The 23,949-nt window shown below is 61.4% G+C and carries 21 protein-coding genes and 2 pseudogenes; 11 read left to right on the plus strand and 12 right to left on the minus strand.

What is annotated here, in order from left to right:
- Nucleotides 1-8 precede the first annotated feature (8 nt).
- The 5 genes from AC1DQR_RS32965 to AC1DQR_RS32985 all read right to left on the minus strand — a co-directional run bounded on the left by AC1DQR_RS32965 (nt 9) and on the right by AC1DQR_RS32985 (nt 7,541).
- On the minus strand, nt 9-1,505 hold the full coding sequence (locus tag AC1DQR_RS32965) for a mannose-1-phosphate guanylyltransferase/mannose-6-phosphate isomerase (RefSeq protein WP_477134517.1): 1,497 nt from the start codon (nt 1,503-1,505) through the stop codon (nt 9-11).
- Nucleotides 1,506-1,530: 25 nt separating this feature from the next.
- Nucleotides 1,531-2,922 carry a TolC family outer membrane protein gene (locus AC1DQR_RS32970; RefSeq protein WP_477134518.1) on the minus strand — a complete coding sequence of 464 codons (1,392 nt, stop codon included), beginning with the start codon at nt 2,920-2,922 and terminating at the stop codon, nt 1,531-1,533.
- Nucleotides 2,922-4,289 (minus strand): HlyD family type I secretion periplasmic adaptor subunit, encoded by a 1,368-nt coding sequence (locus AC1DQR_RS32975; RefSeq protein ID WP_477134519.1) that lies wholly within the window; start codon nt 4,287-4,289, stop codon nt 2,922-2,924. Before AC1DQR_RS32975 ends, AC1DQR_RS32970 begins: the two co-directional genes overlap by 1 nt.
- Nucleotides 4,286-6,157, minus strand: a complete 1,872-nt coding sequence (locus AC1DQR_RS32980) for a type I secretion system permease/ATPase (RefSeq protein WP_477134520.1) — start codon at nt 6,155-6,157, stop codon at nt 4,286-4,288. Before AC1DQR_RS32980 ends, AC1DQR_RS32975 begins: the two co-directional genes overlap by 4 nt.
- A 226-nt stretch (nt 6,158-6,383) precedes the next feature.
- Nucleotides 6,384-7,541: a glycosyltransferase gene (locus AC1DQR_RS32985; protein WP_477134521.1), complete on the minus strand. Its 1,158-nt coding sequence runs from the start codon at nt 7,539-7,541 to the stop codon at nt 6,384-6,386.
- On the opposite strand from AC1DQR_RS32985, the gene AC1DQR_RS32990 reads away from it, so the two are divergent.
- The 8 genes from AC1DQR_RS32990 to AC1DQR_RS33025 all read left to right on the plus strand — a co-directional run bounded on the left by AC1DQR_RS32990 (nt 7,527) and on the right by AC1DQR_RS33025 (nt 14,171).
- A complete protein-coding gene (locus tag AC1DQR_RS32990) occupies nt 7,527-8,849 on the plus strand; it encodes a glycosyltransferase family 4 protein (protein ID WP_477134522.1) in 1,323 nt (440 codons plus the stop codon). The two genes, AC1DQR_RS32985 and AC1DQR_RS32990, sit on opposite strands and share 15 nt — an antisense overlap.
- A 105-nt stretch (nt 8,850-8,954) precedes the next feature.
- The gene (locus tag AC1DQR_RS32995; protein ID WP_477134523.1) at nt 8,955-9,197 is read left to right on the plus strand and encodes a hypothetical protein; all 243 of its coding nucleotides are present in this window, start codon (nt 8,955-8,957) and stop codon (nt 9,195-9,197) included.
- Nucleotides 9,198-9,269: 72 nt separating this feature from the next.
- Nucleotides 9,270-9,707 (plus strand): GtrA family protein, encoded by a 438-nt coding sequence (locus AC1DQR_RS33000; RefSeq protein WP_477134524.1) that lies wholly within the window; start codon nt 9,270-9,272, stop codon nt 9,705-9,707.
- Complete coding sequence (locus AC1DQR_RS33005) at nt 9,704-11,374, plus strand: DUF6311 domain-containing protein (RefSeq protein ID WP_477134525.1); 1,671 nt, start codon at nt 9,704-9,706, stop codon at nt 11,372-11,374. The genes AC1DQR_RS33000 and AC1DQR_RS33005 overlap by 4 nt, the downstream gene beginning before the upstream one ends.
- Complete coding sequence (locus tag AC1DQR_RS33010; protein ID WP_477134526.1) at nt 11,371-12,474, plus strand: glycosyltransferase family 2 protein; 1,104 nt, start codon at nt 11,371-11,373, stop codon at nt 12,472-12,474. The genes AC1DQR_RS33005 and AC1DQR_RS33010 overlap by 4 nt, the downstream gene beginning before the upstream one ends.
- A gap of 307 nt (nt 12,475-12,781) precedes the next feature.
- The gene (locus AC1DQR_RS33015; protein ID WP_477134527.1) at nt 12,782-12,910 is read left to right on the plus strand and encodes a hypothetical protein; all 129 of its coding nucleotides are present in this window, start codon (nt 12,782-12,784) and stop codon (nt 12,908-12,910) included.
- 56 nt (nt 12,911-12,966) lie between these two features.
- Complete coding sequence (locus tag AC1DQR_RS33020; protein ID WP_477134528.1) at nt 12,967-13,716, plus strand: hypothetical protein; 750 nt, start codon at nt 12,967-12,969, stop codon at nt 13,714-13,716.
- 290 nt (nt 13,717-14,006) lie between these two features.
- Nucleotides 14,007-14,171 carry a hypothetical protein gene (locus tag AC1DQR_RS33025; RefSeq protein WP_477134529.1) on the plus strand — a complete coding sequence of 55 codons (165 nt, stop codon included), beginning with the start codon at nt 14,007-14,009 and terminating at the stop codon, nt 14,169-14,171.
- Between the two features lie 48 nt (nt 14,172-14,219).
- Here AC1DQR_RS33025 and AC1DQR_RS33030 read toward each other — a convergent pair whose 3' ends face one another.
- The gene (locus AC1DQR_RS33030; protein WP_477134530.1) at nt 14,220-14,843 is read right to left on the minus strand and encodes a hypothetical protein; all 624 of its coding nucleotides are present in this window, start codon (nt 14,841-14,843) and stop codon (nt 14,220-14,222) included.
- A 1,164-nt stretch (nt 14,844-16,007) separates the two neighbouring features.
- Here AC1DQR_RS33030 and AC1DQR_RS33035 point away from each other — a divergent pair.
- Both AC1DQR_RS33035 and AC1DQR_RS33040 read left to right on the plus strand, forming a co-directional pair.
- Nucleotides 16,008-16,094, plus strand: a pseudogene (locus AC1DQR_RS33035) (ABC transporter ATP-binding protein); the annotation flags it as partial.
- A 408-nt stretch (nt 16,095-16,502) separates the two neighbouring features.
- On the plus strand, nt 16,503-16,778 hold the full coding sequence (locus tag AC1DQR_RS33040; RefSeq protein WP_477134531.1) for a hypothetical protein: 276 nt from the start codon (nt 16,503-16,505) through the stop codon (nt 16,776-16,778).
- A gap of 5 nt (nt 16,779-16,783) precedes the next feature.
- Here the strand turns inward: AC1DQR_RS33040 and AC1DQR_RS33045 are convergent, their stop codons facing one another.
- The 6 genes and pseudogenes from AC1DQR_RS33045 to AC1DQR_RS33070 form a co-directional block, all read right to left on the minus strand.
- Nucleotides 16,784-17,458, minus strand: coding sequence for a hypothetical protein (locus AC1DQR_RS33045; RefSeq protein ID WP_477134532.1), 675 nt, complete (start codon nt 17,456-17,458; stop codon nt 16,784-16,786).
- Nucleotides 17,459-17,718: 260 nt separating this feature from the next.
- Nucleotides 17,719-18,141: pseudogene (locus AC1DQR_RS33050) on the minus strand (IS66 family transposase); the annotation flags it as partial.
- 379 nt (nt 18,142-18,520) lie between these two features.
- Complete coding sequence (gene rpoD / locus AC1DQR_RS33055; protein ID WP_477134533.1) at nt 18,521-20,377, minus strand: RNA polymerase sigma factor RpoD; 1,857 nt, start codon at nt 20,375-20,377, stop codon at nt 18,521-18,523.
- A 149-nt stretch (nt 20,378-20,526) separates the two neighbouring features.
- Entirely contained in the window at nt 20,527-21,672 is a 1,146-nt protein-coding gene (locus AC1DQR_RS33060) for a DUF1275 domain-containing transporter (protein ID WP_477134534.1), read from the minus strand.
- 65 nt (nt 21,673-21,737) lie between these two features.
- Nucleotides 21,738-22,553, minus strand: a complete 816-nt coding sequence (locus AC1DQR_RS33065; RefSeq protein WP_477134538.1) for a fused MFS/spermidine synthase — start codon at nt 22,551-22,553, stop codon at nt 21,738-21,740.
- Nucleotides 22,554-22,587: 34 nt separating this feature from the next.
- Nucleotides 22,588-22,959, minus strand: coding sequence for an HPr family phosphocarrier protein (locus AC1DQR_RS33070; RefSeq protein ID WP_477134535.1), 372 nt, complete (start codon nt 22,957-22,959; stop codon nt 22,588-22,590).
- Nucleotides 22,960-23,075: 116 nt separating this feature from the next.
- On the opposite strand from AC1DQR_RS33070, the gene AC1DQR_RS33075 reads away from it, so the two are divergent.
- Nucleotides 23,076-23,279 (plus strand): CopG family transcriptional regulator, encoded by a 204-nt coding sequence (locus tag AC1DQR_RS33075; protein WP_477134536.1) that lies wholly within the window; start codon nt 23,076-23,078, stop codon nt 23,277-23,279.
- The last annotated feature ends 670 nt before the right edge of the window (nt 23,280-23,949 follow it).

Raw genomic sequence — 23,949 nt, forward strand, 5'->3', positions numbered from 1 at the left:
CGCGACGCTCACAATGGCACCCCAACTGCCTGCGGGTCTGCCGCGCGGCCATACTTGTCCTCAAAGCGCACGATGTCGTCCTCGCCAAGGTAGGTGCCGCATTGCACCTCGATCAGCACCAGTTCGGTCTCCCCCTGGTTGCGCAAGCGATGCTTCTGCCCTGCCGGGATGAACGTCGATTGATTGGCCCGCAGCACGCCCTGCTTGCCGCCATTCTCGACCAGCGCCTCGCCCGACACAACAATCCAGTGCTCGTAGCGATGCACGTGCATTTGCAGCGAAAGCGCCTGTCCCGGCTGCACCACGATGCGCTTAACCTTGAATCGATCCCCTTCGACCAGCACGGAGTACGAGCCCCACGGCCGGCGCACGGTCCGGTGGTGCCGATAGGCCGAGTTCCCCTTGCGCCGCAATTCCTGGACGATATGTCCGACCTCCTCTGCATGCAGCCGGTGTGCCACCAGCAGGGCATCGTCGGTGTCAATGATCATCAAGTCGTCTAGCCCGACCGCGCCCACCACGCGGTCGCTGCGGATATAGCAGTGGCGCGTGTTGTGCAGCACCGCGTCGCCCAGCACGCGATTGCCGTCGCTGTCTTGCGGCGTCAGCAGGCTGACGCTGGACCACGAGCCGACGTCGCTCCAGCACATGTCGTTACGAACCACGACAACCTTGTCGGAGCGCTCCATCACGGCAAAATCGACCGACTGCTCCCGGATCGTTGCGAATTCCTCCGCGTGGAGTTCGAGCGAACGCTCACCACCCGATGCCAGCAGGATGCCATTGCGCACGCTGCTGGTCGCCGTGGCCAGGATGTCGGGCACATAGGTCGCCAGCTCTGCCAACATGGTTCCGGCGCTAAAGCAAAACATGCCGGAGTTCCACAGGTATTCACCGCAGTCCACATACTGGCGCGCCAACTCCAGCGCAGGCTTTTCGACAAAGCGCCGCACCGCCTGCACCGGGGCTGCCGCTTCCGCCGCGCCGCCGGCAGCCTGCTCCACCTGGATATAGCCATACCCGGTCTCCGGCGCGGTCGGCAGGATGCCGAAGGTCACCAGCTTGCCTTGCGTCGCAGCCGAGCATGCCGACATCACGGCGGTGACGAAACTCTCCACCGGATCGATCAGGTGATCGGCGGGGAGCACCAGCATCAGGGCTTCGCCACCGTACTTCTGTTCCACCCAGCTGGCCGCTGCCGCGATCGCAGCAGCGGTGTTGCGCCCTACAGGCTCCAGCAAGAAGGTGCACGGAATACTCGCCGCGTCGGCACCATGGAAGGTGTCCCGCGCAAGGAAGTAGATCTCGCGGTTGGTCACCGTAAGCACCTCGCGCACGCCCGGCACCCTAGCGATGCGGTTGAAGGTCTTCTGCAGCAGGCTCTCGCCGTCGGCAAGCGCCATCAGCGGCTTCGGAAAGGCTTCGCGCGACACTGGCCAGAGGCGCGTGCCGGCTCCCCCGGAAATCACCACCGGTATGATGGTCGGTAGGTCTCTGTGATCCATCTTGGATCCCCCTTCGGTTGAATGTCTATCGGGTCGTCGCCACGGGTGCGCTCGAAAACCACGCGCTGGTCTCGCGCACGTCCTGTTCGGTCAGCACGCCAGACACGAACAGCAGGCGCAGCCGCGTCACGATAGCCGTGTATCGCGCCTGCGCCAGATCGCGCTGAGCGACATAGAGCTGCTGCTGGGCGTTGAGCAGGTCGAGGTTGACCCGCATGCCGCCGGCAATACTCTTGCGCGTGGAACGGATCAGTTCGGTGGCCGACTGCGCGGCCCGTTCGTAGGCCGCTACCTTGGCCACGCTGCTGGTGCCGAGATCGAACTGCTTGCGCAGCTCGTCGAGGATCTCGATGCGGCGTCCGTCGTATTCCGCCACAGCCTTGCGGTAGTTGGCCTCCGATTGCGCCATCTGCGCGCTGACTGCACCGCCCGAGTAGATGGGCAGGACCATCTGCAAGCCGATGTAAGCAGTCTCATACTTCGTGTCCAGGGTGTTGACGGTTTCTGATTTGTTCGAACCAAAGCTCGCCACAACGTCCACCTTGGGCAGGTGGCCCGAGCGCGCGCGCTCTATGTCTTGCCTTGCCACCTCGACAGCATAGTATTTGGATTGAAGTTCGCGATTGTTGGAGGTTGCAACATCGATCCAATAGTTCAGGTCTGCGGGCTGCGGGCCGGCCGCGCGATAGTGCTCGGATAGCAGCGACATTGGCGCATCGTACGCATCCAGCGAAGTGCCAATCATGCCTTCCAGGCGTTTGCGCACGACCGTCAGCTCATCCTTCGCTTCCAGCACCTGGGCCGTCACCAATTCGTAACGTGCCTGCGTCTCGATGATGTCGGTGCGCGTGCCCTCACCCTTGTCGAAGAAGCGTTGGTTCAACCGCAACTGCTCGGCCAGAGCTGCCTGCTGTGCCTCAACCAGGGCTATCTGGTCGTAGGCCTGCAATACTTCGGTGAATGCCGATGCGACACGCAAGGCCACTTCCTGCGTGCGACTGTCGAAGGTGGCGGCGCTGGCCTGCGATTGCGCCTCGCCTTGGCGATAGCGCGACCAGTAGTCCCAGTTGAAGAGCGGCTGGCGCAGCTGCATGGCAGCGGAATAGCTGCGGTATTGCTCGGTATCGGTGCGCTCGCCAATCTGCCGATTGGTCCGCGTGATCTCCGAGTGATTGCGCGCCATGTTATAGGTCAGCTGTACTTGCGGCAGCAGATAGGAACGGCCCAGCGCCCGATATTGCTCGCCCGCCACCGCCTCTTCCACAGCCACGCGGTACTTCGGATCCTGGCTCAGCGCCATTTCGTAGGCACTCATCAGGCTCAACGGCGCGGCCTGGGCCACCGCGGCCAGGGTACCTCCCACAACGGCCGCCGCCAGGAGGCAGCGCACGCCCCGCTTCTTGCATTCGAGCAGCATCACTCCTCCGTCAGCGCAGTGCGGGCGCGGTCGACGACTGGCTTGAGCAGGTAGCTCATCATGGTGCGTTCGCCGGTCCTGACGAAGACCTCGACCGGCATGCCCGCCCGTACCTGGTGCCCAGCCAGCATGCGCATACCCTCCTGCGTCACCTGCGCCTTGATGCGGAAGAACGGCGTACCGTTCTTCTCATCGGTGAGGCGGTCGGCCGACACCACCGATACGGTGGCCGGAATGCGCGGCGTCCTGCTCTGGTTGAAAGCGGTGAACATCAACTCAACCGGGAGTCCGGGCTTGACCTTGTCGATCAGGTGGACCGGCACCTCCGCCTCCATCTCGAGCGGCTCGCCCTCCGGCACGATATCCATCAGCTTTGCGCCCGCGCCTACCACACCGCCTTCGGTAAATATGGAGAGGCCAATCACCGTGCCGCTCGCCGGTGCCCGCAACTGCGTATTGGCAAGATCGAAGTCAAGCGCTTCCAGACGACTCTGCAGCGTCCGCACGTCACGCTGTGTGTCGCTCAACAGCGTGCGCACTTCCTTCTGGTTATCCTCGCGGCGGAGGCTGGCGCGCAGCTTGAGTTCCGTGATCTGGCTCTGGGTGCGGCCAATGATGCCGAGATCCGACGCGATCTCTCCATTAATCTGCGCGAACAACCGCTCCGTATCGAGCAGCCGATTGCGCGGCACATAGCCTTCGCGTGCCAGTTCGCGCATGTTTTGCAATTGTTCACGCAGCGCCGCCAATTGCTCTTGCTTATTGACGCGTGCGTCCCGAAGGCCGGCCAGCTGGGATTGCAAGCCGCTGATGCTCTCGTTGATGGCGCCCAACTCCTTTTGCAAGGAAAGGTTGCGTGTCGCGAACAGTTGCCGCTGCACCGCGACGGTATCGGCTACGCCAGGCGCCGCCATTGCCGCGTCGAGCACGTCACCAAACGCGATCGCCGGCAGGTTGTCCCGCTCCGCAATGAGGCGCGCCTCCACAGCACGCGCCGAGTACAACTGGGCCCGCACCACCTCGGCCTGCGACTTGGCCTGGGTACCGTTCATGCTGATCAGTACCTGGCCGGCTTCCACGCGGTCGCCCTCCTTGACCAGGATCCTGTCAATGATGCCGCCAGTGGGATGCTGCACCGCCTTGCGATTACCCGAGACGATCACGGTGCCGGACACCGGCACGCCCTTGTCCAGCGGGGCCAGTATGGCCCACAGCAGGAAGCCGGCCAAGCCGATGCCGATCATCAGCCAGCCGATGAGGCCGTAGCGCTTGGCATCAAGTGGCGCGACCGGCGATGGAGGCGATCTGTCCGAGGTGCCCGGCAATGCCGGCTGAATCGGTTGGGAATGCATCTCTGTGCTACTCATTGTGTTTTTCCGATATTGCCGGCCGCGGCATGGCCTGAGACGGCATCAGCGGCGACGGGTGCCACCTGCCCTTGCTGGTTCGCTACTGCGGCCGCGTCCTGGTCCACGCCGTCCGCCTCGTTCGCCGCGCTGCCGGCATCCGACTGCACGGGCTTGAGCACCGGCTTGCCGCTCGCCTGTTGCTGCTGCACCCGCTGCATGGCACGCAACACTTCCTGGGTCGGCCCGAAGGCCTGGGCAGTACCGTCGCGCAGAACCAGCAGGCGCGTGGTAGTGGCCAAGATGCTGCCGCGATGGGTCACCATGACCACCGTGGCTCCGCGCTCACGGCATAGGGCCACCGCGCGCGCCAGCGCAGCCTCGCCGGCTTCGTCGAGATTGGAGTTGGGTTCGTCGAGCACGATCAGCGAGGGCGAGCCGTAGAGTGCACGGGCCAGTCCGATGCGCTGTTTCTGCCCACCCGACAAGCCAGCGCCTCCTTCCCCCAGTTCCGTGCCATATCCCTTGGGCAACAGCAAGATCAGTTCGTGCACACCGGCCAACTTGGCCGCTTCCACCACCGCCCCCGAATCCACTTCGCCGAAGCGTGCAATGTTGTCTGCCACGGTGCCGGCAAACAGCTCGATGTCTTGCGGCAGGTAACCGATCGAAGCACCCAGTTCGTCCTTGTTCCACTGGTACACGTCTGCGCCATCGAGGCGCACTTCGCCCGCCAGGGCCGGCCACACGCCCACCAGCACGCGCGCCAGCGTCGACTTGCCCGACGCGCTGGGCCCGACGATGCCGAGCACCTCGCCGGCCGACATCGCGAAGGACAGGTTCTTGAGCACCGGCACATTGGCGCCTGGCGCTCCCACCACCAGTCGCGCCACGCTCAAATGGCCCACCGGCTTCGGCAGAGAGAGCGTGGATTCGCGCGGCGGGTTCGCGTCGAGCAGCGCGACCAAGCGGCCATACGCAGCCTTCACTGCATTCCATTGCTTCCAGCCTCCGATGACGCCCTCGACGGGGCTCAACGTCTTGCCCATCAGGATCGAGGCCGCGATCATCATGCCCGGCGTAATAAGGTTATCCAGCACCAGCAGCGCGCCCACGCCAAGCACCAGAGACTGCAGCGAGATACGGGCGAACTTGGTCCACGCACCCACCACGGACGCCTTCTCGCTAGCTTCGCTCTGCTTGTGCAGGAAAGCCTCGTGGATGCGAAACCAGCGCGCCTGAAGCGGCTTGAGCATCCCCATGGCCTCGATCACCTCCGCGTTGCGCAATGTAGTCGTGGCAGAATTCGCGGAGCGCAGCGACAGGGCATTGGCTTCGCCCAGCGGCGCGCGCGAGGTGCGCTCATTGATCACCGCCAGCGCGACCAGCACCAGCGATCCCCCCAGCGCAAACAAGCCCAGGTGAAAATCAAACATGAAGATCACGGCCAGGTAAATCGGGAACCACGGCGCGTCGAAGAATGCAAACAGCGTCGAACCGCCGAAGAACTGGCGCAGCGTGGTGAGATCGCTCAGCGCCTGCCCCGCCATGTAGTCGCCGCGCCTCAGGTTGGTCTCGAAGGCGGCGGTATAGACGCGCCGGTTCAGCTTCATGTCAACCTGGCTGCCGATACGGATCGCAATCTGGCTGCGCACGTACTCAAGTACGGAAAGGAAGGCGTAGAGGCCCAGCGTGATACCACTGAGCATCCACAGCGTGGTCTCGCTGCGGCTTTGCAGCACACGGTCGTAGATTTGCAGCATATATAGTGACGGCACCAGCATCAACAGGTTGATCACCGCGCTGAACACGCCAATGTTCCGTAGCGCATCTTTATAGGCAAGCAATGCATGTACGACCTCGTTGCGAGGTAAAGCCTTTTTTCTCATGGAATGCCGAGGCCGGTAGATAAAGAGGAAAAAGCGGATCACCGCCACTCAGGCATGCCATTGAAGTTACCAAGCGCGCCGCAGGTGCGGATTTTGTCCGAGTTGACGACACCAAAATGTGATCGTTGTCACAAACAAGTGTGAGACGCGTCAAAGTTCCTTATCCGTGCGCCATGCCGCATGAACGAATGGGCGAAGTGCCGAGCATGCCGGGTGCATCCGGATCTCAGGCGCGAGGCAACGCGAGGTGACGGGCACCATCCAGCGCCGGCCCGCCTTCCAGCACCGACTCATAGACCTGCTGGTAACGGCTGCGCATCATGCTGGCCTGGAAGCGATCCACAAAGCGGGCACGCGCATTGCGCCCCAGCGCGGCGGCAAGTGCGGGATCGGTGTGCAGGCGATGCAGAGCAGCGCGCAGCGCATCCGGATCGCTCGGCGGGACCACATAGCCGGTCAGCCCGTCAACGTTCACATAGCTGCTGCCGGTGCCAATTTCCGAGGACACCAGCGGGCGGCCAAACATGGCCCCTTCCAGCAGCGTCACGCCAAACGCCTCGGAGCGAAGGTGGGAGGGAAACACCACGCCGCGGCACAGTTCCAACAAGGCAAATTTGTCGGCATCGGGCAGCGCTCCGAGAAAAGTGACATTGCCAAGGCCAAGCTCGCCCGCCTGCTTCCTGAGCGTCCGCTCCAGCGGGCCCGCGCCGACGAGGACCACGCGGAACGCAGCGTTGCGCGAGGCCTCCATCAGGATGTGCAAGCCCTTGTAGTAGCGGAGGGTGCCGATGAAGAGAAAGAAACCGCTGCCCAACTGCTCACGCCAGAAGGCCACGCGCTCACCATCGGGCATGGATGGAGTAGGATCCAGCCCAATCGGAATGGTCTGCACACGCTCGCGGTGCCGCTTCAGGACATTGCTCGTCTCCAGGTAGTTTGGGGAAGTGGCCACGATCACACGCATGCGCGCAAGGAACCGGTGCATCAGCGGCGCATACAAGGGCAGCAACAACCTTTGCCGCACGATGTCGGAGTGATACGTGAGAATCGCTGGCGTGCTCATGCCAGAGGCAAAGTGCAATACGTCAGCGAACGGCCACGGAAAGTGATAGTGGACCAGGTCTGCCTGCGCGGCGGCACTACGGAAGGCGCCAAGCGCGTTGAGGGAGACTGACGTCGACGCTAGCGAAAAATGCACACGGGCCCGCGTGACCGGCACGCCGTCGACTTCGATGCAGCGTTGATCGTCAAGTCCTTGCTTACTTAGCGCAAACACTCCATGCTTCACGCCGTCGCGCCGGCTCTGGGCCAACTGCCGGATCACCTGCTCGATTCCACCGTAGGAGTCCGGGTAATACACCTTGAAGACATGGAGAATGTTCATAAATTTGCAGCGAGGTTGATTTTCATCGAGCGCTCCGTCAGCATCCCGGCCTCCGGGTTGCGTTCTGCGCGCAGCTATTTCACTTCTGTCAAAACGTTTGATGCACTTATGCCTCTAACTGAACGTCACGCGTCATCACCGCTCAACGTCGCTTTCGGTGGCAGCTCTCTGATGACGCCGTTGACCGGAATCGGTCAGTACACTTGGCAGTTGTCGCGCGAGTTGCTGGCGCTGCAGGTCACCCCACATTTCTTCCTCAACACACACTGGAATGCCGACGCCAAGCCGCACCACGCCGGACAGGAGCAGGCAGGCGTTCAGGGCGTCTGGAAGCGAGCCGCGCGCAGACTGCTGGCAAGCGCCCCACTGGCCCGGCGCGCGAGCCGCGCCCTGCAATCGTGGCGCTTCCGCCGCGACTTTCCCTCCGACGCGGAGCTGTACCATGAGCCCAACTTCCTGCCCTATGCCTATGGTGAGCGGCCGACTGTCATTACGGTCCATGACGTCTCCTGGATTCGCTATCCCGATACGCACCCCGCCGGCCGCGTTTCCCTGATGCAAAAGCACTTCCCTGAAGCGCTGCGGCGTGCGGACCGCATCCTCGTGGTATCCCACTTTGTACGTGCCGAACTGTTGGCACTGTGCGAAGTGAACCCGGAGAAAATCCGCGTGGTCCACAATGGCGTAGCAGATCGCTTCCGCCCTTATGCCGATGATGCCCTGCACACGGTGCTACCCCGATATGGCCTGCTGCCCCGGCGCTACTTCATGGCACTGGGCACGCTCGAACCCAGAAAATGCCTGAGTACCGCATTGCTGGCGCATGCCCGACTGCCCGCGGCACTGCGGCAGCATTTCCCGCTGGTTTTGGTCGGCAGCAAGGGCTGGCTGACCGGCCCGCTGGAGCGGGCGCTTGCCCCTGGCGTCGCCAGAGGAGAAGTACGACTGCTTGGTTACGTGGTCGATCAGGATCTCCCGTTCCTTGTGGGCGGTGCGATGGCAACGGTCTACCCTTCGATCTACGAAGGCTTCGGCTTGCCGCCGCTCGAATCGATGGCATGCGGCGTACCGGCGATTTGTTCCGACCGCTCGGCCATATCCGAGGTCGTGGAAGACGGCGGCGTCCTGCTGGAGCCCGACGACATCGACGGCTTTTCCACGGCCATGGCGCGAGCCGCGGGGGATGACACCTGGCGTGCGCAACTAGCCGAGCAGGGTCTACAACGCGCGGCGCAATTCAGCTGGAAGCGCTGTGCGCGGGAAACGCTGGCCGTCTACCGCGAACTGGTACCCGAGCCTTCGGCATAGTGTCGCCTGGAGTTGCGCCGGCAAATGTGACGTCCATCACAGAGACGCGCCGCTTCCCTGTCTATCCTTGCCCCCTGATCATTCGAAGAAGCAGGAGGAGCCGTCATGCGCCGAGCCGTTCAATTTGATATCGTGGTCGATGGCATCCGCGTGCCCTGTACGGCTTCGGCCGAAGCCGTCGCCTATGCGCAGCGTGTGGGGCGCGCCGGGTCCGAGCGGGCCAGCGAAGAGAACAACATGGACCCCAGCCTGCAGCGGCTCAAGCGCGAGGCCGTTCAGCAATTCCTGCGCGGCGCCACGCCGCCGGTGCTTGTGCTACACGCACACCTGTCAGTTGCGTCCCGCTGATCCGCGGACCTGGCCCGCGCGTTGCCCGAACTCGTTCTGCCGCTTGCAATGCCTTCAGGCGAGAGCCACCACATGACGGCCCCTCGCGTGCCAGCGGTGGTCCGCGGTATCGTCATGTTTCGCCGCTATCTGCTTGCTGGTGCAGCGCTCTTCCTGCTTGACCTGGCTGTCTTTCTCGCCTTGACCAGGTTTGGTTCGAGCAGCATTTCCATGGCGCAGTGGATCAGCCGCGCGACGGGTGCAGCGGTAGGCTTCGCGGTTCACAAGCGTTTCTCGTTCGCCGACAAGCATGCCTGGCCTCGTCGCCCGCGCGGGCAGGCCTGGGCATATGGCGCGCTGACGATCGCAGGCATCGTGCTCTCGCCGCTGGTGCTCGGCCAGGTAGCGGCGCTAACCGGCTACCGCATGGTGCCGACCAAAATCATCGCGGAGGCCGTCATGATCGGTTTCAACTTCGTCGTCATGCGCCGTATATTCCGACAGCGAGAAAAGAGGGCCGCGCTGCAATGAGGYCCGCCATCGTCACGGCCTTCCTGACGCAGGATCTGCCACGCTGGCAGCATTTCGCACTGGCGCTGATACTGGCCGTGGTACTCGCGCCCGCCATCCTTTCACTAGGCACGCTTGCGGGCACCGATCCGGCATTGCCCTATCCGCAGGGAGATCAAGCCCAGGCGCAGGCCGGCGCCTATTACTACTATCGCGACAGTTGGCGCCTGCCGCTCTTCGCCATGGCTGTACCTGGCGTCGATGGCCTGCGCAGCGTAATTTTCACGGACAGCATCCCGTTGCTGGCACTGTTTGGCAAAATCTGGTTCAAACTCACCGGCACCGCTGCCGGCCTCACCACTCCCTGGCTATGGATCTGCCTGCTTGGCCAGGCCTTCGCCACGGTCTTGCTCATGGACCAGATCGGCTTGCGCCGGCTGGCACAAATCATCTCGGGCGTCGTCGTCGCCCTTGTCATGCCCGCGTGGCTATTCCGCTACTGGATGTGGCACCTTGCACTGTGCGGGCAGTTTCTCCTGATCCTCGCGCTGGCATTGTCGCTGCGGCCGGCAGAAGCCCTGGCACGGTCACCTCTGGACTGGAAATGGCCCGCGCTGCTAGTGGCCGCCCTGTGGATCCACCCCTATTTCCTCGCCATGACGCTGCCATTCTTCCTTCTGGGTGCGGCTCGCTCCGCAAACGTACGGCTTCCCGGTGCCCTCGGAAGAACGCTGCTGGCGGCCGCCATCGCGCTGACCGCGGCCGGTGCGGCGATGGGCATCGGTGGCTACCTGGGCGGCGGTCTGCTGCGCGCCAGCGGGGGGTTCGATACCTATTCGATGAACCTGCTCGCGCCATTTGGTGCCATGGGCAAAAGCGGCCTGCTGCGAGGTGGCGGCCATTTCGCCCGCGGCACCGAGGGGCAGATGGAGGGATTCAACTATCTCGGCCTGGGCCTGCTCACCGGCCTGGCGATGGTGTTCGCTGCGTCCCTCCGGGACGGAGGCAACCTGCTGCGCGCGGCGGTGCGCAGGCAGTGGCCATTGTTGGTGCTATTGGGCGGCCTGAGCATCTACGCCTTGTCCGGCAAGGTCTACATCGGCGCACATCAGGTGTTGAGCTATCGCTGGCCCGCAGTCCTCGACGGCGTGACCGGCACCTTCCGCGCCTCCGGGCGTTTCTTCTGGCCCGTGGGCTACGCCATCGGCGCTTTCGTACTCTATGGCATCTCGCGCCAGTACCGCGCCGGCACTGCCGCAGCCCTCGTACTCGCCGTGGCACTGTTGCAATGGCTGGACACAAGTCAGCTCCGTCATGTCGCACTCGCCGAAAAGTCCGCCGACCCTGTCTCCTCGGATCCCGACATCGGCCGGCTGGTGGCGGCCCACACTGCCGTCTCCATCCAGCCGCCCATTGGCTGCACCGACGACCCTGCCAGCCTTGGCGGTGGGTTCGCAGTCCAGTTACTCGCGGCACGCAATGGCAAGGCGATCAACAGCCTGAGCGGAGCCCGGCAGTATATCGATTGCGATGGGCAAGCGCTGGCACTGCGTCGCCTCAAGCCGGGTAGCGGAACGTTGGTCGTACTCGGGCCGCCGTACGATGCCGCATATGTCGACAAGCGGCGCTGGCTCGATCGTTGCCTGGCGCGTCATCAACTCCATTTCTGCAGTCTGCATAGCGAATGAGCAACAAGAAGCCTTTGTCTCCGATCGATCTCTCCATCATCATTCCCGCGTATAACGAGGCCGACAGTCTGGAGCTCGCGGTCGAGCGCATTGCGCAGCAAGTGGCCGGCGCCACTCCGGCCTTCGAGATCGTGATTGTGGATGATGGCTCCACGGACGGGACTGCCGCCGTGGCGCACCAGCTGGCGCGCCGTCACCCGTTTGTCCGTTGCATCCAGTTTTCCCGCAATTTCGGCAAGGAAGCGGGCCTTGAAGCTGGGCTGGCGCATGCGTGCGGGCAGGCCGTGCTGTTCATCGACGCCGACCTGCAACATCCGCCCTCGCTGATACCCGCGATGATCACCGCATGGCGTCAAGGCGCCGATGTAGTAAACGCCCGCAAGCGAAATCGCGGCGACGAACACCCGGCCTACACCGCCGCTTCGCGGGTCTTCTACCGGTTGTTCGAGTACGCCACCGGCCTGGGCTTCCGTGGCGCGAGCGATTACAAGCTCCTGGACCGCCAGGTAGCGGATGCGCTGCTGCGTTGCCCAGAGCGGGACCGCTTCTTCCGGGGCCTAGTCGCCTGGGTCGGCTTCCATCAGGTCGACATTCCCTTCGATGTCGCGCCGCGCGCCGCCGGCACTTCATCCTGGTCGGTGCTTGGCCTGTTCCGCTATTCGTTCAGCAACCTGATCGCCTTCTCCTCCTTCCCGCTGCAGGCGGTTGCCGCGGTCGGCCTTGTCGGCGTGGCGCTTAGCCTGCTGCTGATCATGCAGACGGCAGTGCGCTTCCTGCTTGGAAAATCGCTCGACGGCTTCACCACGGTAATCATCGCGCAGGCGGCGTTCAGCAGCCTAGTGTTGCTGGCGGTAGGCGTACTGGCCATCTACCTGGCCAAGCTCTACGATGCGCAGAAACTACGTCCCTCCTATATCGTGCGCAACGAGACGGACCGCGGCGACAGGATCGAGCGAGACGACAGCATGATACAAGCACCGCTGGACACCCCTGGAATAGCCGCGGAAGCCGACACGCACACCCCCGGTTGCGCCACAACCTGGCCCATAATTGAAGACCCGCCCCAAGGCAGCATCGAAGCGGCAGCGAACGCGCGCTAGCTCCCACGCGCGGGGGGGGGGGGGCGATTGTGATCGCAGTCACTACCCAGCCTTCGGCGCCAGGCTAGAGTACGTCCGACGCATTGCGCCAGCGGGACGGCCACACGGATCTGCCAACCCCGTGCGGCGTCGCGCCAGCACGCCAGGCGCAAGCGTAAGCCTGCTCGTCCCGGAGACTCGACACCGATTGACTCCGTTCACTCCAACCCAACCGCGTGCTGCCTTGCCTTTCACCGCAACAAATCCGACACCGCAGCAACTACCCGTCGTACTGGTGCTCCGCCACCCCGACGGATGGATGGTAAAGATGCTAACCGCGAGCTATGCCATTGCACTGGTAGAGAAGTTTGCTACCAAGCAGGATGCCATCTCCGCTGCCGAGGATTCCTTCCCGGGCCTGCGCATTTCCCTCGATATCACGCGCCAGGCGGATTGAGTGCTGTCCGAGCCCTGCCCTTCGTCGTTCCGCGACACAATACTGCACACAAAACCATGCCAATCGATTTCGCGTACACCCGCAGAGACCAGTCGATCGATGCCGCATGTGCTGCCTTCCAGCAGCACATGCATATGGTCCGAGTACTGCAGGCGAACCCTCATCACGAGATCACCGGGTCATCGCGCGACACCCCATTGTGGCGCACCTTGGCCGGGCGCCTTGCCTGGGCTATGAAGTGCCAGGGCCTGGATCCCCGCTGCCATCAGAGTGAATTGGCCCGCCGCGTCGGCAACAACTGCAAGCCGCAGAACATCCAGTACCTGCTCAACCCCCGCAGCAAAGCGCGCGCCAGCAAGTACATCGAAAACATCGCAAGCACGCTGCGATGCGACAGCGACTGGCTACGTACAGGCGTAGGCCCTCATCCTGCCCAGCCAGCAAGCCATGATGTGGAGCTGCCTGCGGCGCCAGCGTTCCGCGGCCGCGCCACGCAGAGTTCCCCGCGCACCCTTTACAAGCCGGACAACGAAGGCGCGACCGGACGAAATTATCTGAATATGACTCTGACACATGAGCAGCATTACCTGGTCGAACTGGTCAAGGCACTGGATCGGGCCTGCGCCAACCCTGAGGCGCCTGACATGGCGGCCGCAGCCGTGGTCATTAAACTCATCGCAGCCCTGGAAGTCGTGCAAGATATTCCGAACGAGGCCATGGAAGCCTTGAGCCAACGTTTCCGCTATGCGGCACTGGCTTCGATGGCGGCACTGTTTGCTGAGACGCTGGCGGCAGTGCACGCGTAGGGAAAAAGGGGAAACGTGCCGGTCGTCACGGAACCCGCGGGATCCTGCGCGTAACCTCTGAGCTGTTGATGGAGTCCGTCCATCGACATCCCTGCTCCAGCCAGAATCCCCCGGGTTCTGGCTCGTTTTCCGCTCTCGGCAAACGAGACGCGCGGTCGCCGCACTCGAACGCCGTGCCCATAACCCAGGGAGGGGCATGTTCAGTTAGCCAAATCTGTGAGATACAAGCTAGGGATACCCGTAGCAACCTCCGCGCTTTAGAGGATGACCTCTAGCTTCGGAAACAACGCATGAAGCCGGAGTGGAGCACGATCATTGAAAAAGACGATGAAGGCTGGAGAATCGAGCGGCATCGGGGCGGCTCCGCTGTGGTAGTTTTTAAACAATCTCCGACGCCGATGCAGGCCGTGATGCCGCTGGGCGAATGCTCCCGGGTCGACATTCGCAGCTTGTGAATCCGAGCGCCAAGGCCAATGCGGCGCCTGCCCGCGCCGAAGCCGACGCTACTCGGGCCACCCCTCGTCGATTTCGTCGCAAAGGACCTTGACCTGCAGTACTGTGGTGCAGGCCAGGATCGCGTCTCTCTTTTTACCGCACGTGGCTGCGATACCGGATTCAAGCGCCAACTGCGCCGCGACGTTCCCCAGCACCCTGTCAACGAGTTCGTTGAGCATCATACCTCGCGCCTGCGCTTCCCGTTGCAAGTGGGGCGCATCGTCTGCCCGACTGGATATCTGATAGGCCAGCGCCTCGCCGCGCTTCACGCTCCGGCCCTCCCTCTGCGCCGGGCTGTATTCCAACATTGCTATATCGCGCCTGTGATTGGCGATCCCCTCGATGGCAGCAACAGCGACTGCCTTCGCCTCCCCTAGTGCGTTTCCCATCGTTACATCCCAGGTCTGCCGATAAACGCCGTCTACGAGCGCGTAGCCGTCCGGCTCAACGGCCTCCAGGACGCCCACCAAGGGATGCGGCGTAGCCTGCGCGGGGGCAAAGCCGTACTCCGCCAGCAAGTCGGCCGGCATAACCCAAGGAAACGAGATGCCGGCTGGCAGCAGTTGTCCAAGCGTCAGGCGATCATACAGGCGGCCCACCGGCTGGCCGCTTTCGATCTTCACAAATTCCATCTATTCCATTCCTTCTTCCAAGTGAGAAAACAGGCGCCCCGCTCCGTTGGCCCCGATATCCAAAACCGTCGCTCAACAGCATCAACGCGTCAGTCTGGATCTCGGTAGACATCATTCATAAAACCCTACAAAGACGGGGCATGTATGTTTACTACATGGTACTGGTCTACCACCTGGCGTCGACAAGCGCCCGCGTTCTCGGTTCGGCATGGCGGGCTTTGCTGAATTGTGATGTTCATCACTGCGACGGGAACACCCATCCATATAATCGATCTAGTCAGCAAATGACCCCGCTGACCTTCCCGATCGCCAGACCTATCCTCCCCGATAGATCTGGCGTTTTTTTGCGCGCTGAGCGTGTTTATGTGCTTCTCCGAGCTACCTCATCCAAATGAGCCCTCCCCACGGAGGAAGGGATATTGCGAAGTTTTGCGCTCCGGATTTGGCGCTGCCGCGAAGATGGACAACGCGTAGAAGTCTGCGTTTCGCCTAGTGTCGCTCTTCCATAGGAGTTGTCGCACGGGATGTGTGTCCACCGATAGTAGGCCTGCTTGGGCCGCTCGAGCATCTGGCCGCAGCGCCGGCTTCGTGTGGGGTTCGCTGATCGGTATCGCAACGATGGGAGCAAACCATGCGGTTGATCATTGAGGCAAGGTTAGGCGACGGGGACAGCGACACGATCAATGAAGTGTCCTGTCTGCGACGCACACAGCCTATTTATGCTGCAGGTGTTGAGGATCGTTGATTCTGCGAATGGCGACCACCAATTCGGCGAACGGGGCGTGACGATGAGGTCTCGATACCGATTGCGACCCTGGCCGTGCCGTGTCCCAGTCCGGCTGATCACGACGTTGAGGTTATCGAGCACACGAAAAGTGGAAAAAGGGATGGTCTCGGGACTACAATCGTGAACCTCACAACAGGTCGCCGTCGGATTTAGCCATTCTGTTTCCAGCGGGGCGGGAAGATATCAACGGGATTCGGGACAAGGCACTCGAAGCAGTACGGAAGGCGGCATCGGTCAGACGACCACGCTGCTGGCGTTTGGATCGCCACCTTTCTGTCGACGCCGACATGGGTCAAGGCTGCGAGACGCCCCAGCCAACCACCAAAGACCATCATCTTCAGATGGCCGCGGCGCCACCGGCCAAGGCCTCACGCGATGCCGACTATGGCTACGTGATGGAGAGCGGTCGTATCGTCATGGAAGACACCTGCGAACGCCTGCGGCAGAAGGATGACATCAAGGATGGACAACTGCGCCCGCCGTGCCCACGGTCGCTGTTTCGGCTCAGGTCCAGGTCGTCTGGCACGCGCAAACACGAAATCATCCTTCACAAAGTTGTGCTTGGAATAACCGCCATAGCTTATGTGATCGTCGGCGCGACACAGTCGGCCTTGACAGGCCAGTGCACCGAGCGAGTTCGCCACCAACTCCCGCTCCACCCGGACATGCGTCATGCGCGAAGTGCGGACAATGCAGGCAAGTACCCACGGCGGATGTTCCTGGATGCAAGCCAGCACGGCGATGGACCCGATCTCCGGCACCCATTCGCCAAGCGACATGCAGAAGCCCAGTTCATGTATTTGGGAGATTTTCTCAGCGATCCCCCGTCGCTGTGAGGGCCACTCGCTTCTGGCCTTGCGCTCGAGCACCCATTGCAGGTAGCAGCGCTCTACTTCAGGCAGCGCCGCCATCGGCGCCGCGCCTGCAATCGAGGAAGCAAGGCTCAGCCGCGTACCGGGCCGCAGATCCAGCGCCAACAGCGTCCAGCTCCCGGCACCGCTGTCGAGCACGATCACATCGCCCCAGTCGCGCGTCCCAAGCATCACGTGATTATCGCTGGCTTCGGCAGCGCCGCGCGTCTTCTCGAGCCGCACCTGATGCAGCTCGCGGCACAGATCCGAAGCGCGCTGGCCGCTGAGGCGCTGTGATTGGGTTAAATAAGGTCCCAGATCTCATCGAGTGCTTCGCGCGGGAAATCATTGCGCCAGGCGCCACCGTTTTTCTCGCGAGCGAGCGGGAATTCACCACGCCATGTCTGAGTCGCTGACGACTCATAAGATTTCCTGATGTTCTGGATCTCCTTCTGGCACTCCTGTGCACTGCACTTGCTCCCCGCAAGCCGCTGTACCGCGGCGGGCCAGCGCTCCGGCACCTTGACCACCTGACATTCGAACTTCACGAGGCTCGTCTGCGTTCCACCGCTGGCCTTGACCTGCCTGGAGGTCAACGACTTGCATTCGGTCCGATTCTTAGCATTCAGTACGCTCTTCATCAACTCCATCACGGAAGACTTCAGCGTCGGCTGTAACTGGGCGGGGAAGAGTTCCAGAATATCCTTGGTCATGTCATCTGGATATTCCTTGTCAGCCTTTACCAGATCAGAAAACGACGCGAAATCACCCGTCTGTCCCGCGATCTTCCGGGCGGGCCTCAGATAATTATTGAGCGAGTTTACGCCGCTTTCGTCATGATTGATGATGGTCTTTATGTACATATTAGCCACATTAACAGGCGTCATCTCTTCCGCGAAGACCGGGCGCGCTACCGAGACGGTGGATGCAACCAGGACCAATGCGGTAGTGAACAAACCATTCAGCTTCTTTTTCAACTTTATTCTTCTCTGGTTACGATAAATTTAACTTCGAATAAATCGGCCGACTTTGCATTTACATCGCTCCATCCCGAACGGAAGAGCGACTGGACGTTGGCCGGATCGGCGCGCCCCCGCATTGTACGTGCATTAAGTGCCTATTTATCCATTTTTCTATTATGCCCCCGCATTCCGCTGGCTGACACTAGGCGGGGCAATTCAGACCCGCGTCCTACTGGCGGTAAGGGGCCTAGCCGCATTTTTCCGAGATTAACTATTAGGATGGAGCTCGCATGTTCACCCGCACGGCTCGGTACGATGTCGTAGACAACACCGCGCACGGACTCATAACTTGTGGGACTGTACGCACACAGATAGGCACGATGCGTTCTCTTCTCGCCCGGATCGAGCATCTGCACCGGGGCCTCGTCAGCGTGCAGCACGCCGTGCTTGAGCAACGCTTCACGCAATGCGTCGACCAAGCGCTGCAGCGGTACGCCGCACACGCCGACCCATTGCCCCAAGGGCGAGCGCGGCAAGGCCAAGCCTGCGCGTGCAAAGGTCTTTTCTTGACGGTACAGCGGCAAGTGATCGGCGTACTTGGCCACCAGCTCCTGCGCGAGCAGCCCGGCCGTCGGGATACCTTTGTCGAGCACGTGGGCCGGCACCAGCGCCTGGACCAGCGTCTCGCACTCAGCCCAGTTTCATTTGCGGGGACGTGATACCCCAAGAGAGCGGAAAAAGTGAACCTAGCTATTCGCTGCGAGAGCATCCGCTTGCGCCCGGCAAACGCCGACAAGCTTACCCGGCCGTGGTACCGGAATGCTTCTCGAGTTGCACCGCTCCCTGGTTCGCGAGTATCAGAACATCCTCGCTCGCTAGGGCGACCTTCTTCGCATTCTCGAGATTCGGATCGCTGCCGGAGAGCAACTCTTTGTAGGAAAGCCACGCCTCCCCCAGCTTGGTGCAACCAGCGCAATCACCCTCGCTCTCACCTTACCCACGCACGCCACTGCGCCGCAGCGGCACCTCTGATCGGTCTGCTCATCGTCGCCCGCCAACTTATCGGAGACGAAGGATTCACGACACTTCGCGATAGGCACGCAGGCGTACAGTAGGCTCTGCCTTTCGTAGTTTTCGCATCGCCTGAGCTTCCAACTGGCGAATACGTTCACGGGTTACGCCAAATTGCCGGCCAATCTCGTCCAGCGTGTACTCGGTCGCCGTGCCAATACCGAAGCGCATTCGCAGAACTTTCGCTTCCCGCGCGCTCAGCGATGCCAACACCGCTTCCAGATCCCGCTTCAGACCCGCTTGCACTGCTGCATCAAGAGGTGAGGCGGTGATCTCATCCGCCAATGTATCTCCCAGCGACGCATCCCCGCTCTCCCCAACCGGCATATCAAGCGAAACCGGCTGCTTGACAACATTCAAGATGGATTTGATCTTCTTCTCGCTCATTCCCATCTTGGCCGCCAAGACATCCGGCGTCGGCATTGATCCGGTTTCATTGAAGCACTCGCGCGAGGCTCTATTGATTTTTCCAACGACCTCCACGAGGTGCATCGGAATGCGGATGGTGGGTGCCTTGTCAGCAATAGAGCGAGTCACCGCCTGGCGGATCCACCAGGTCGCGTAGGTCGAAAATCGATAGCCACGGCGGTGGTCGAATTTATCCGCCGCCCGCATCAGCCCGATGTTGCCCTCTTGAATGAGATCCAACAGTGGCAAGCCACGATTGATGTATTTCTTGGCGATAGAGACAACCAGGCGAAGGTTAGCCTCGATCATCTCGGCTCTTGCTTGGCGAGCCTTGACCTGCGCTCTCGTCACCAGCCGGCCGACTTCCCTCAGAGCCTCAAGGGAAATTGCCGCGCGAGATTCTATGGCAAGCAGCTGCTGCTGCAGCGCTTGGATTTCCAGGATCTGCCGCGGCAGCAATCCGTTGGTGGTCGGGCAATCCGCCCCAAGCGCTTCCGGCCAGTCGAACTGGGTTTCGCGACTCTTGAAGCGCCGCACGAACTCGTCGCGTGTTATGCCGCATTGATCTATCAAGATCCCGGCAAGTCGCCGTTCCGTTTGACGAACGTCCTCAAGGTGCGCGGTGAGGACTCGAATGAGCCGCTCAATCGCGATTGGGCTGAAACGCAGCTTGGCGAGCACACATCGAATTGCTGCCAGCGCCTGCATACCGCAGAGCGTGCCACCTTCATGAGGCCCATGGGATGCTGTCAATTCGAAATATCGTGCTCGCACGATGGCGAGTCGCTCAAGTACATCACGTTTCGAGGCGGCGGCTGACGTCGCCTCCGAGGCGGTGTTCGGACTCTGGGCGCAATCCTCGGGCTCTGCATCCTCCTCGCCTACGCTGGCGTCGCGCTGTAACCCGGTATCCGTGCCCGGGTCGTCTGCCAGCACGGTTTGGGCATCGACGACATGATCAACTAGATCGCCTACGGTCAACTCGTCGCGCTCGACTTGCTCGGCCATAGCCAAGAGCTCGGAGACGACGGATGGGCATCTCGCCATTGCATCAACCATTTCCATGATTGCCTCTTCATGGCGGGTCGCGATCTCTACCTCGTTGTCGCGCGTCAGCAACTGGACGGCGCCAATTTCCCGCAGATACATCTGCACGGGATCGGTGGTACGCCCGAATCGGCTATCGCTCTGCGTGATGGCTGCGGTAGCTTCCTCCACTGTGACCTCATCGGAGCTTGAGACCGGCGCGTCCTCGTTTAACAGCATCGTGTCGGCAGGCGCTCTATCCACGACCTCAATGCCAAGCTCCGCCAACATCGCTAGGATCCTGTCGGTAATGCCGACCTGGTCCTTGCCGTCAGGAAGATGGTCGCTGATTTCACCGTGGGTCAGGAATCCGCGTTCCTTGCCGAGCGCGATCAGCGTAAGCAGGTTCGTTTGTTGGTTATCGTTCATCTGACACACAATAGTCGGACACGGGAGGCGCATCCATTCGCGGCACTCGCCGAGCACGTTGTCGATGGCTCCAGGCCATCACGCCGTTCCCAATTTGGCACTAAGTTGGCCGAACCGTGGGTACGGTACTTCTACTTCGAGCGTTCAAGTCAAACACGCAGGCGAGCCAGCCAGGCCACCGTCATTGTGGCCGCGCCAAGCCAGAGGGCAACTATCACGACGACCGCAACGCGGCCGACGGGGCGCTCCACAGTGAGCGCGGCGGCGGCGCGATGCTGTTCCATCACCTCAACCGGGATCAACCGGACCACCAGCAACACGCCAAGGGGCACCAGCACCACATCATCCAGATGGCCCAGGATTGGGATGAAATCCGGAATCAGGTCAATCGGAGATAAGGCATAGGCGGCGACCATCATGGCCAGCGCTTTCGCGTACCAGGGCGTGCGAGGATCGCGCGCTGCCAACCACACCGCGTGGACGTCGCGCTTGACCTCCCCTGCCCATGCGTGCGCACGAGCGGCCAGCTGCGGGAGGAAATCCGAGCGCAGCATATGGATTCGTACATCATCCATGACGGGTATCGCACCAAGGGCAAGCAGCAATGTGGCCAATGGGAGGGTGACGCTGAACCCGATATACCTGAACCCCACAGCCCCAACTACACCGCCGGTAAAGAACAACGCGACCAGCGAAACCAGCACTCGCAGTTTTCTTCGGTCGGCCAGCACAATGGGCTTGGCGGCCCCGGCCTTGGCCAGGTTCCAGTAGAACAGCTTACCCAGTTCAATGCCGATGTCGGTGACCATTCCGGTGATGTGCGTGGTCCGGATCTCGGCCTTCGAGAGCTTGGTGATCATGGCGTTCTGCAACCCCATGATGAAGCAAAGCACCATGACCGTCGCCGGCACGAATAGCCATTCGTGATGCTCGAGATTGCTGCCCAGCAAGCCGAAACACACCAGCAACACCGCCTCCAGCATCAACGGCATCGCATATTCGCCGTGCAGATGCTCGCGCCGCCCCCAGTTGATCAAAATCGCAGAGCAGGCCGCGCCGGCCAGAAACGATAACAAGGCACCGAGGCCGTCCAGAATGAGCCCGACACTGCCGAGCGCCAGATTGTCGGCCATGGCGGACACGATGCCCGACATATGGGAGGTGTACTGCTGCACCGCCAAGAATCCGCCGGCATTGGTGGCGCCCGCCACAAAGGCAAGATAATGCGCCAGTTGCCGGTTGGCTTCTGGACTGCGCTCCCTTCCAGTCAGTCTGCGCAAGTATGGGATCGGCATGGTCGCATCGGTGGACGTTACCTTCGGTTCGGACCGTGTCTATCCGACATCGGCCGGTGAGTTCGTCAGCCCGCGAGCTTTTGCCAGAATATGTGATCTGACGCGAGCAGTTTGCCATGTTTCAGACGACGTGCGGCGGATCGCAGATTCAGGGGATGCGTAGTCTCCAGAATGCGCGCGCGCATCAGCAATTCGTCCAGCGAGGGAAGTCCTCGCGCGTTCTTCCAGGCGATAAGCGTGTAGTTGCAACTGTCCTCAGACAGGGAAATGGAAAACGAGTCACCGAACACTGAACGAACTTCTTCCATATAGAACGGGATATCGGCATCGCTATCGAGGTAGTTGGCAACCAACACCCCGTCGTCGGCGAGCCGCGCGTGGCACGCTGCGTAGAAGTCAGCGCTACCCAATTGTGTCGGCATGCCATGAGCGAGAAAACCATCCACCAATATGACTTCCGGCCGCGCCTCCTGACTCTTGACATATTCGGCGCCATCCGCGCAAACCACCTCGAGCCGTTCATCATCGGGCGGGATGTAAAACGTATCGCGCAGTGCAATCACCGCCGGATCGATTTCGATGGCAACCACCTTCGCATTCGGAAGATGTCGATAGCAATACTTGAGCAATGATCCCCCGCCTAGGCCGATCATTGAAATCCTGGAGGGTGCAGGTTGCAACAGTAGAAACGCCATCATTGTCCGTGTGTAGCCAAGAACAAGCTTGTCGGGTTCCCGTCGCGACATGATGCTCTGAGTCGCCAGCGCGTCGAAATGCAGGGAAAGCGCAAGCGGGGTTTCCAGTACGGTCGGCGTGCCATCGTTGGGGGCTTCGGAGAGAAACTTTAAGTAGGCCTTAAAGGACGTGCGGGTGGGGTCCATCTTGGGGAGGCGATCGGGCTTGGTATTCAATTCGTCACTCACTCAGCAGTGCGGCAATGACTTTCACGGCAGCAAGTTCATCCGGGCCGGTGGCCTGAATACGCACCTGCGTTCCCGCCCGCGCCGAGAGTCGCATCACGTCCATCACATTCTTGGCGTTCGCTGTGCAGTCATTGCTAACAAGCAGAATCTCGGACTCGAACTGGGCAGCGGTAAAGGTTAGCCGCGCTGAGCCGCGACCTTGCAAGCCCATGCGGTTGGTCATTTCAATTTTTGCGTCTAGCACATCGCCCTCAAATAAGAAGTGACCCCTAATCAACGTCCAGACGTCGACCCGTATGGCTTGCCGCCAGCAGCCGGCCACGCTCGCCTGGGTATGCCCGAACAGTGCCAACAAGTTTGGCATAGCGCACATTGCTAGGCTTGGCTTGCCTTCTAGGGCCTTGCAACCACAGACTGCACCGGGCCGCGCAGTTGTATATAATGATAACGCTATTATCATACAACACTATTCTAAACCGCATGGAATCCAAGACCGCCCGTTTCACCGTGTTGATCGACCCCGTGAAGAAGAAGGCCTTTGAAACCCTGTGCGCGGCGCAGGATCAGACGCCGTCGCAGGTGGTGCGCCAGTTGATCCGCGACTATTTGGAGCAGCATGGGGTGGCCTATGCCACTCGGCCCCAGGTTGGCGCTACGGTTCTGGCTAAGAAGGGCCGCGAGTGACCGATGTCCGCATAGCGGACTACCAGCCTCACTCCGCAGGTCGGCCTCGGCATCCCGCTGACAATGATCACTGCGAGGTATCCCGAGATGCCTACCGCCCCAATCGGGGCCTTCCTGCGTGGTGCTGGCCTCAAGCTCATACTTGGCTTTACGGCATGCCGAGACCGGAGTCAGGGTCTGGCAGCTATCGGGGGGTATCCACGTACAAGCCGGCTGTCACTTATCGAGTCACGCCGCGCGCAAAAGCGCTCGATGACGGTAGCTACCAACCGAAGGTGTGGTGGCTATCTATCGGTGTGACGCTCTGCTCAGAGATGTCGCCCTTTATGCGAGAGGCGACCCTTGTCCGCTGCGCGCGACTGCGGCAAGGCTTGCCAAAGCGCTGGCCTTCACCGGAATTGGGGCACCCAATTGCATGGCATGGTAGGAATTCAGTGGCCATTTGCATGTCGAGTCGTGTTTAGCTGCGCTGCGCCCTTCGTGACGGAGTGCTTTTCAACAGCCTGCTAGGCCTCCATCGAGCGTTGTTGCATAAATCGGACTTAAAAACACAGAGGCTCCTGTGATCCGAAATTCAGACGATGCGGACGGACTTCGGGCGTGCAAGAGCCGCCATGCGGTTAAGCACGCCTACGCGGATCGCCACTTCTGTTGCTTGCGAGCCGATGCC

Source organism: Cupriavidus sp. 05L411, assembly GCF_056398045.1.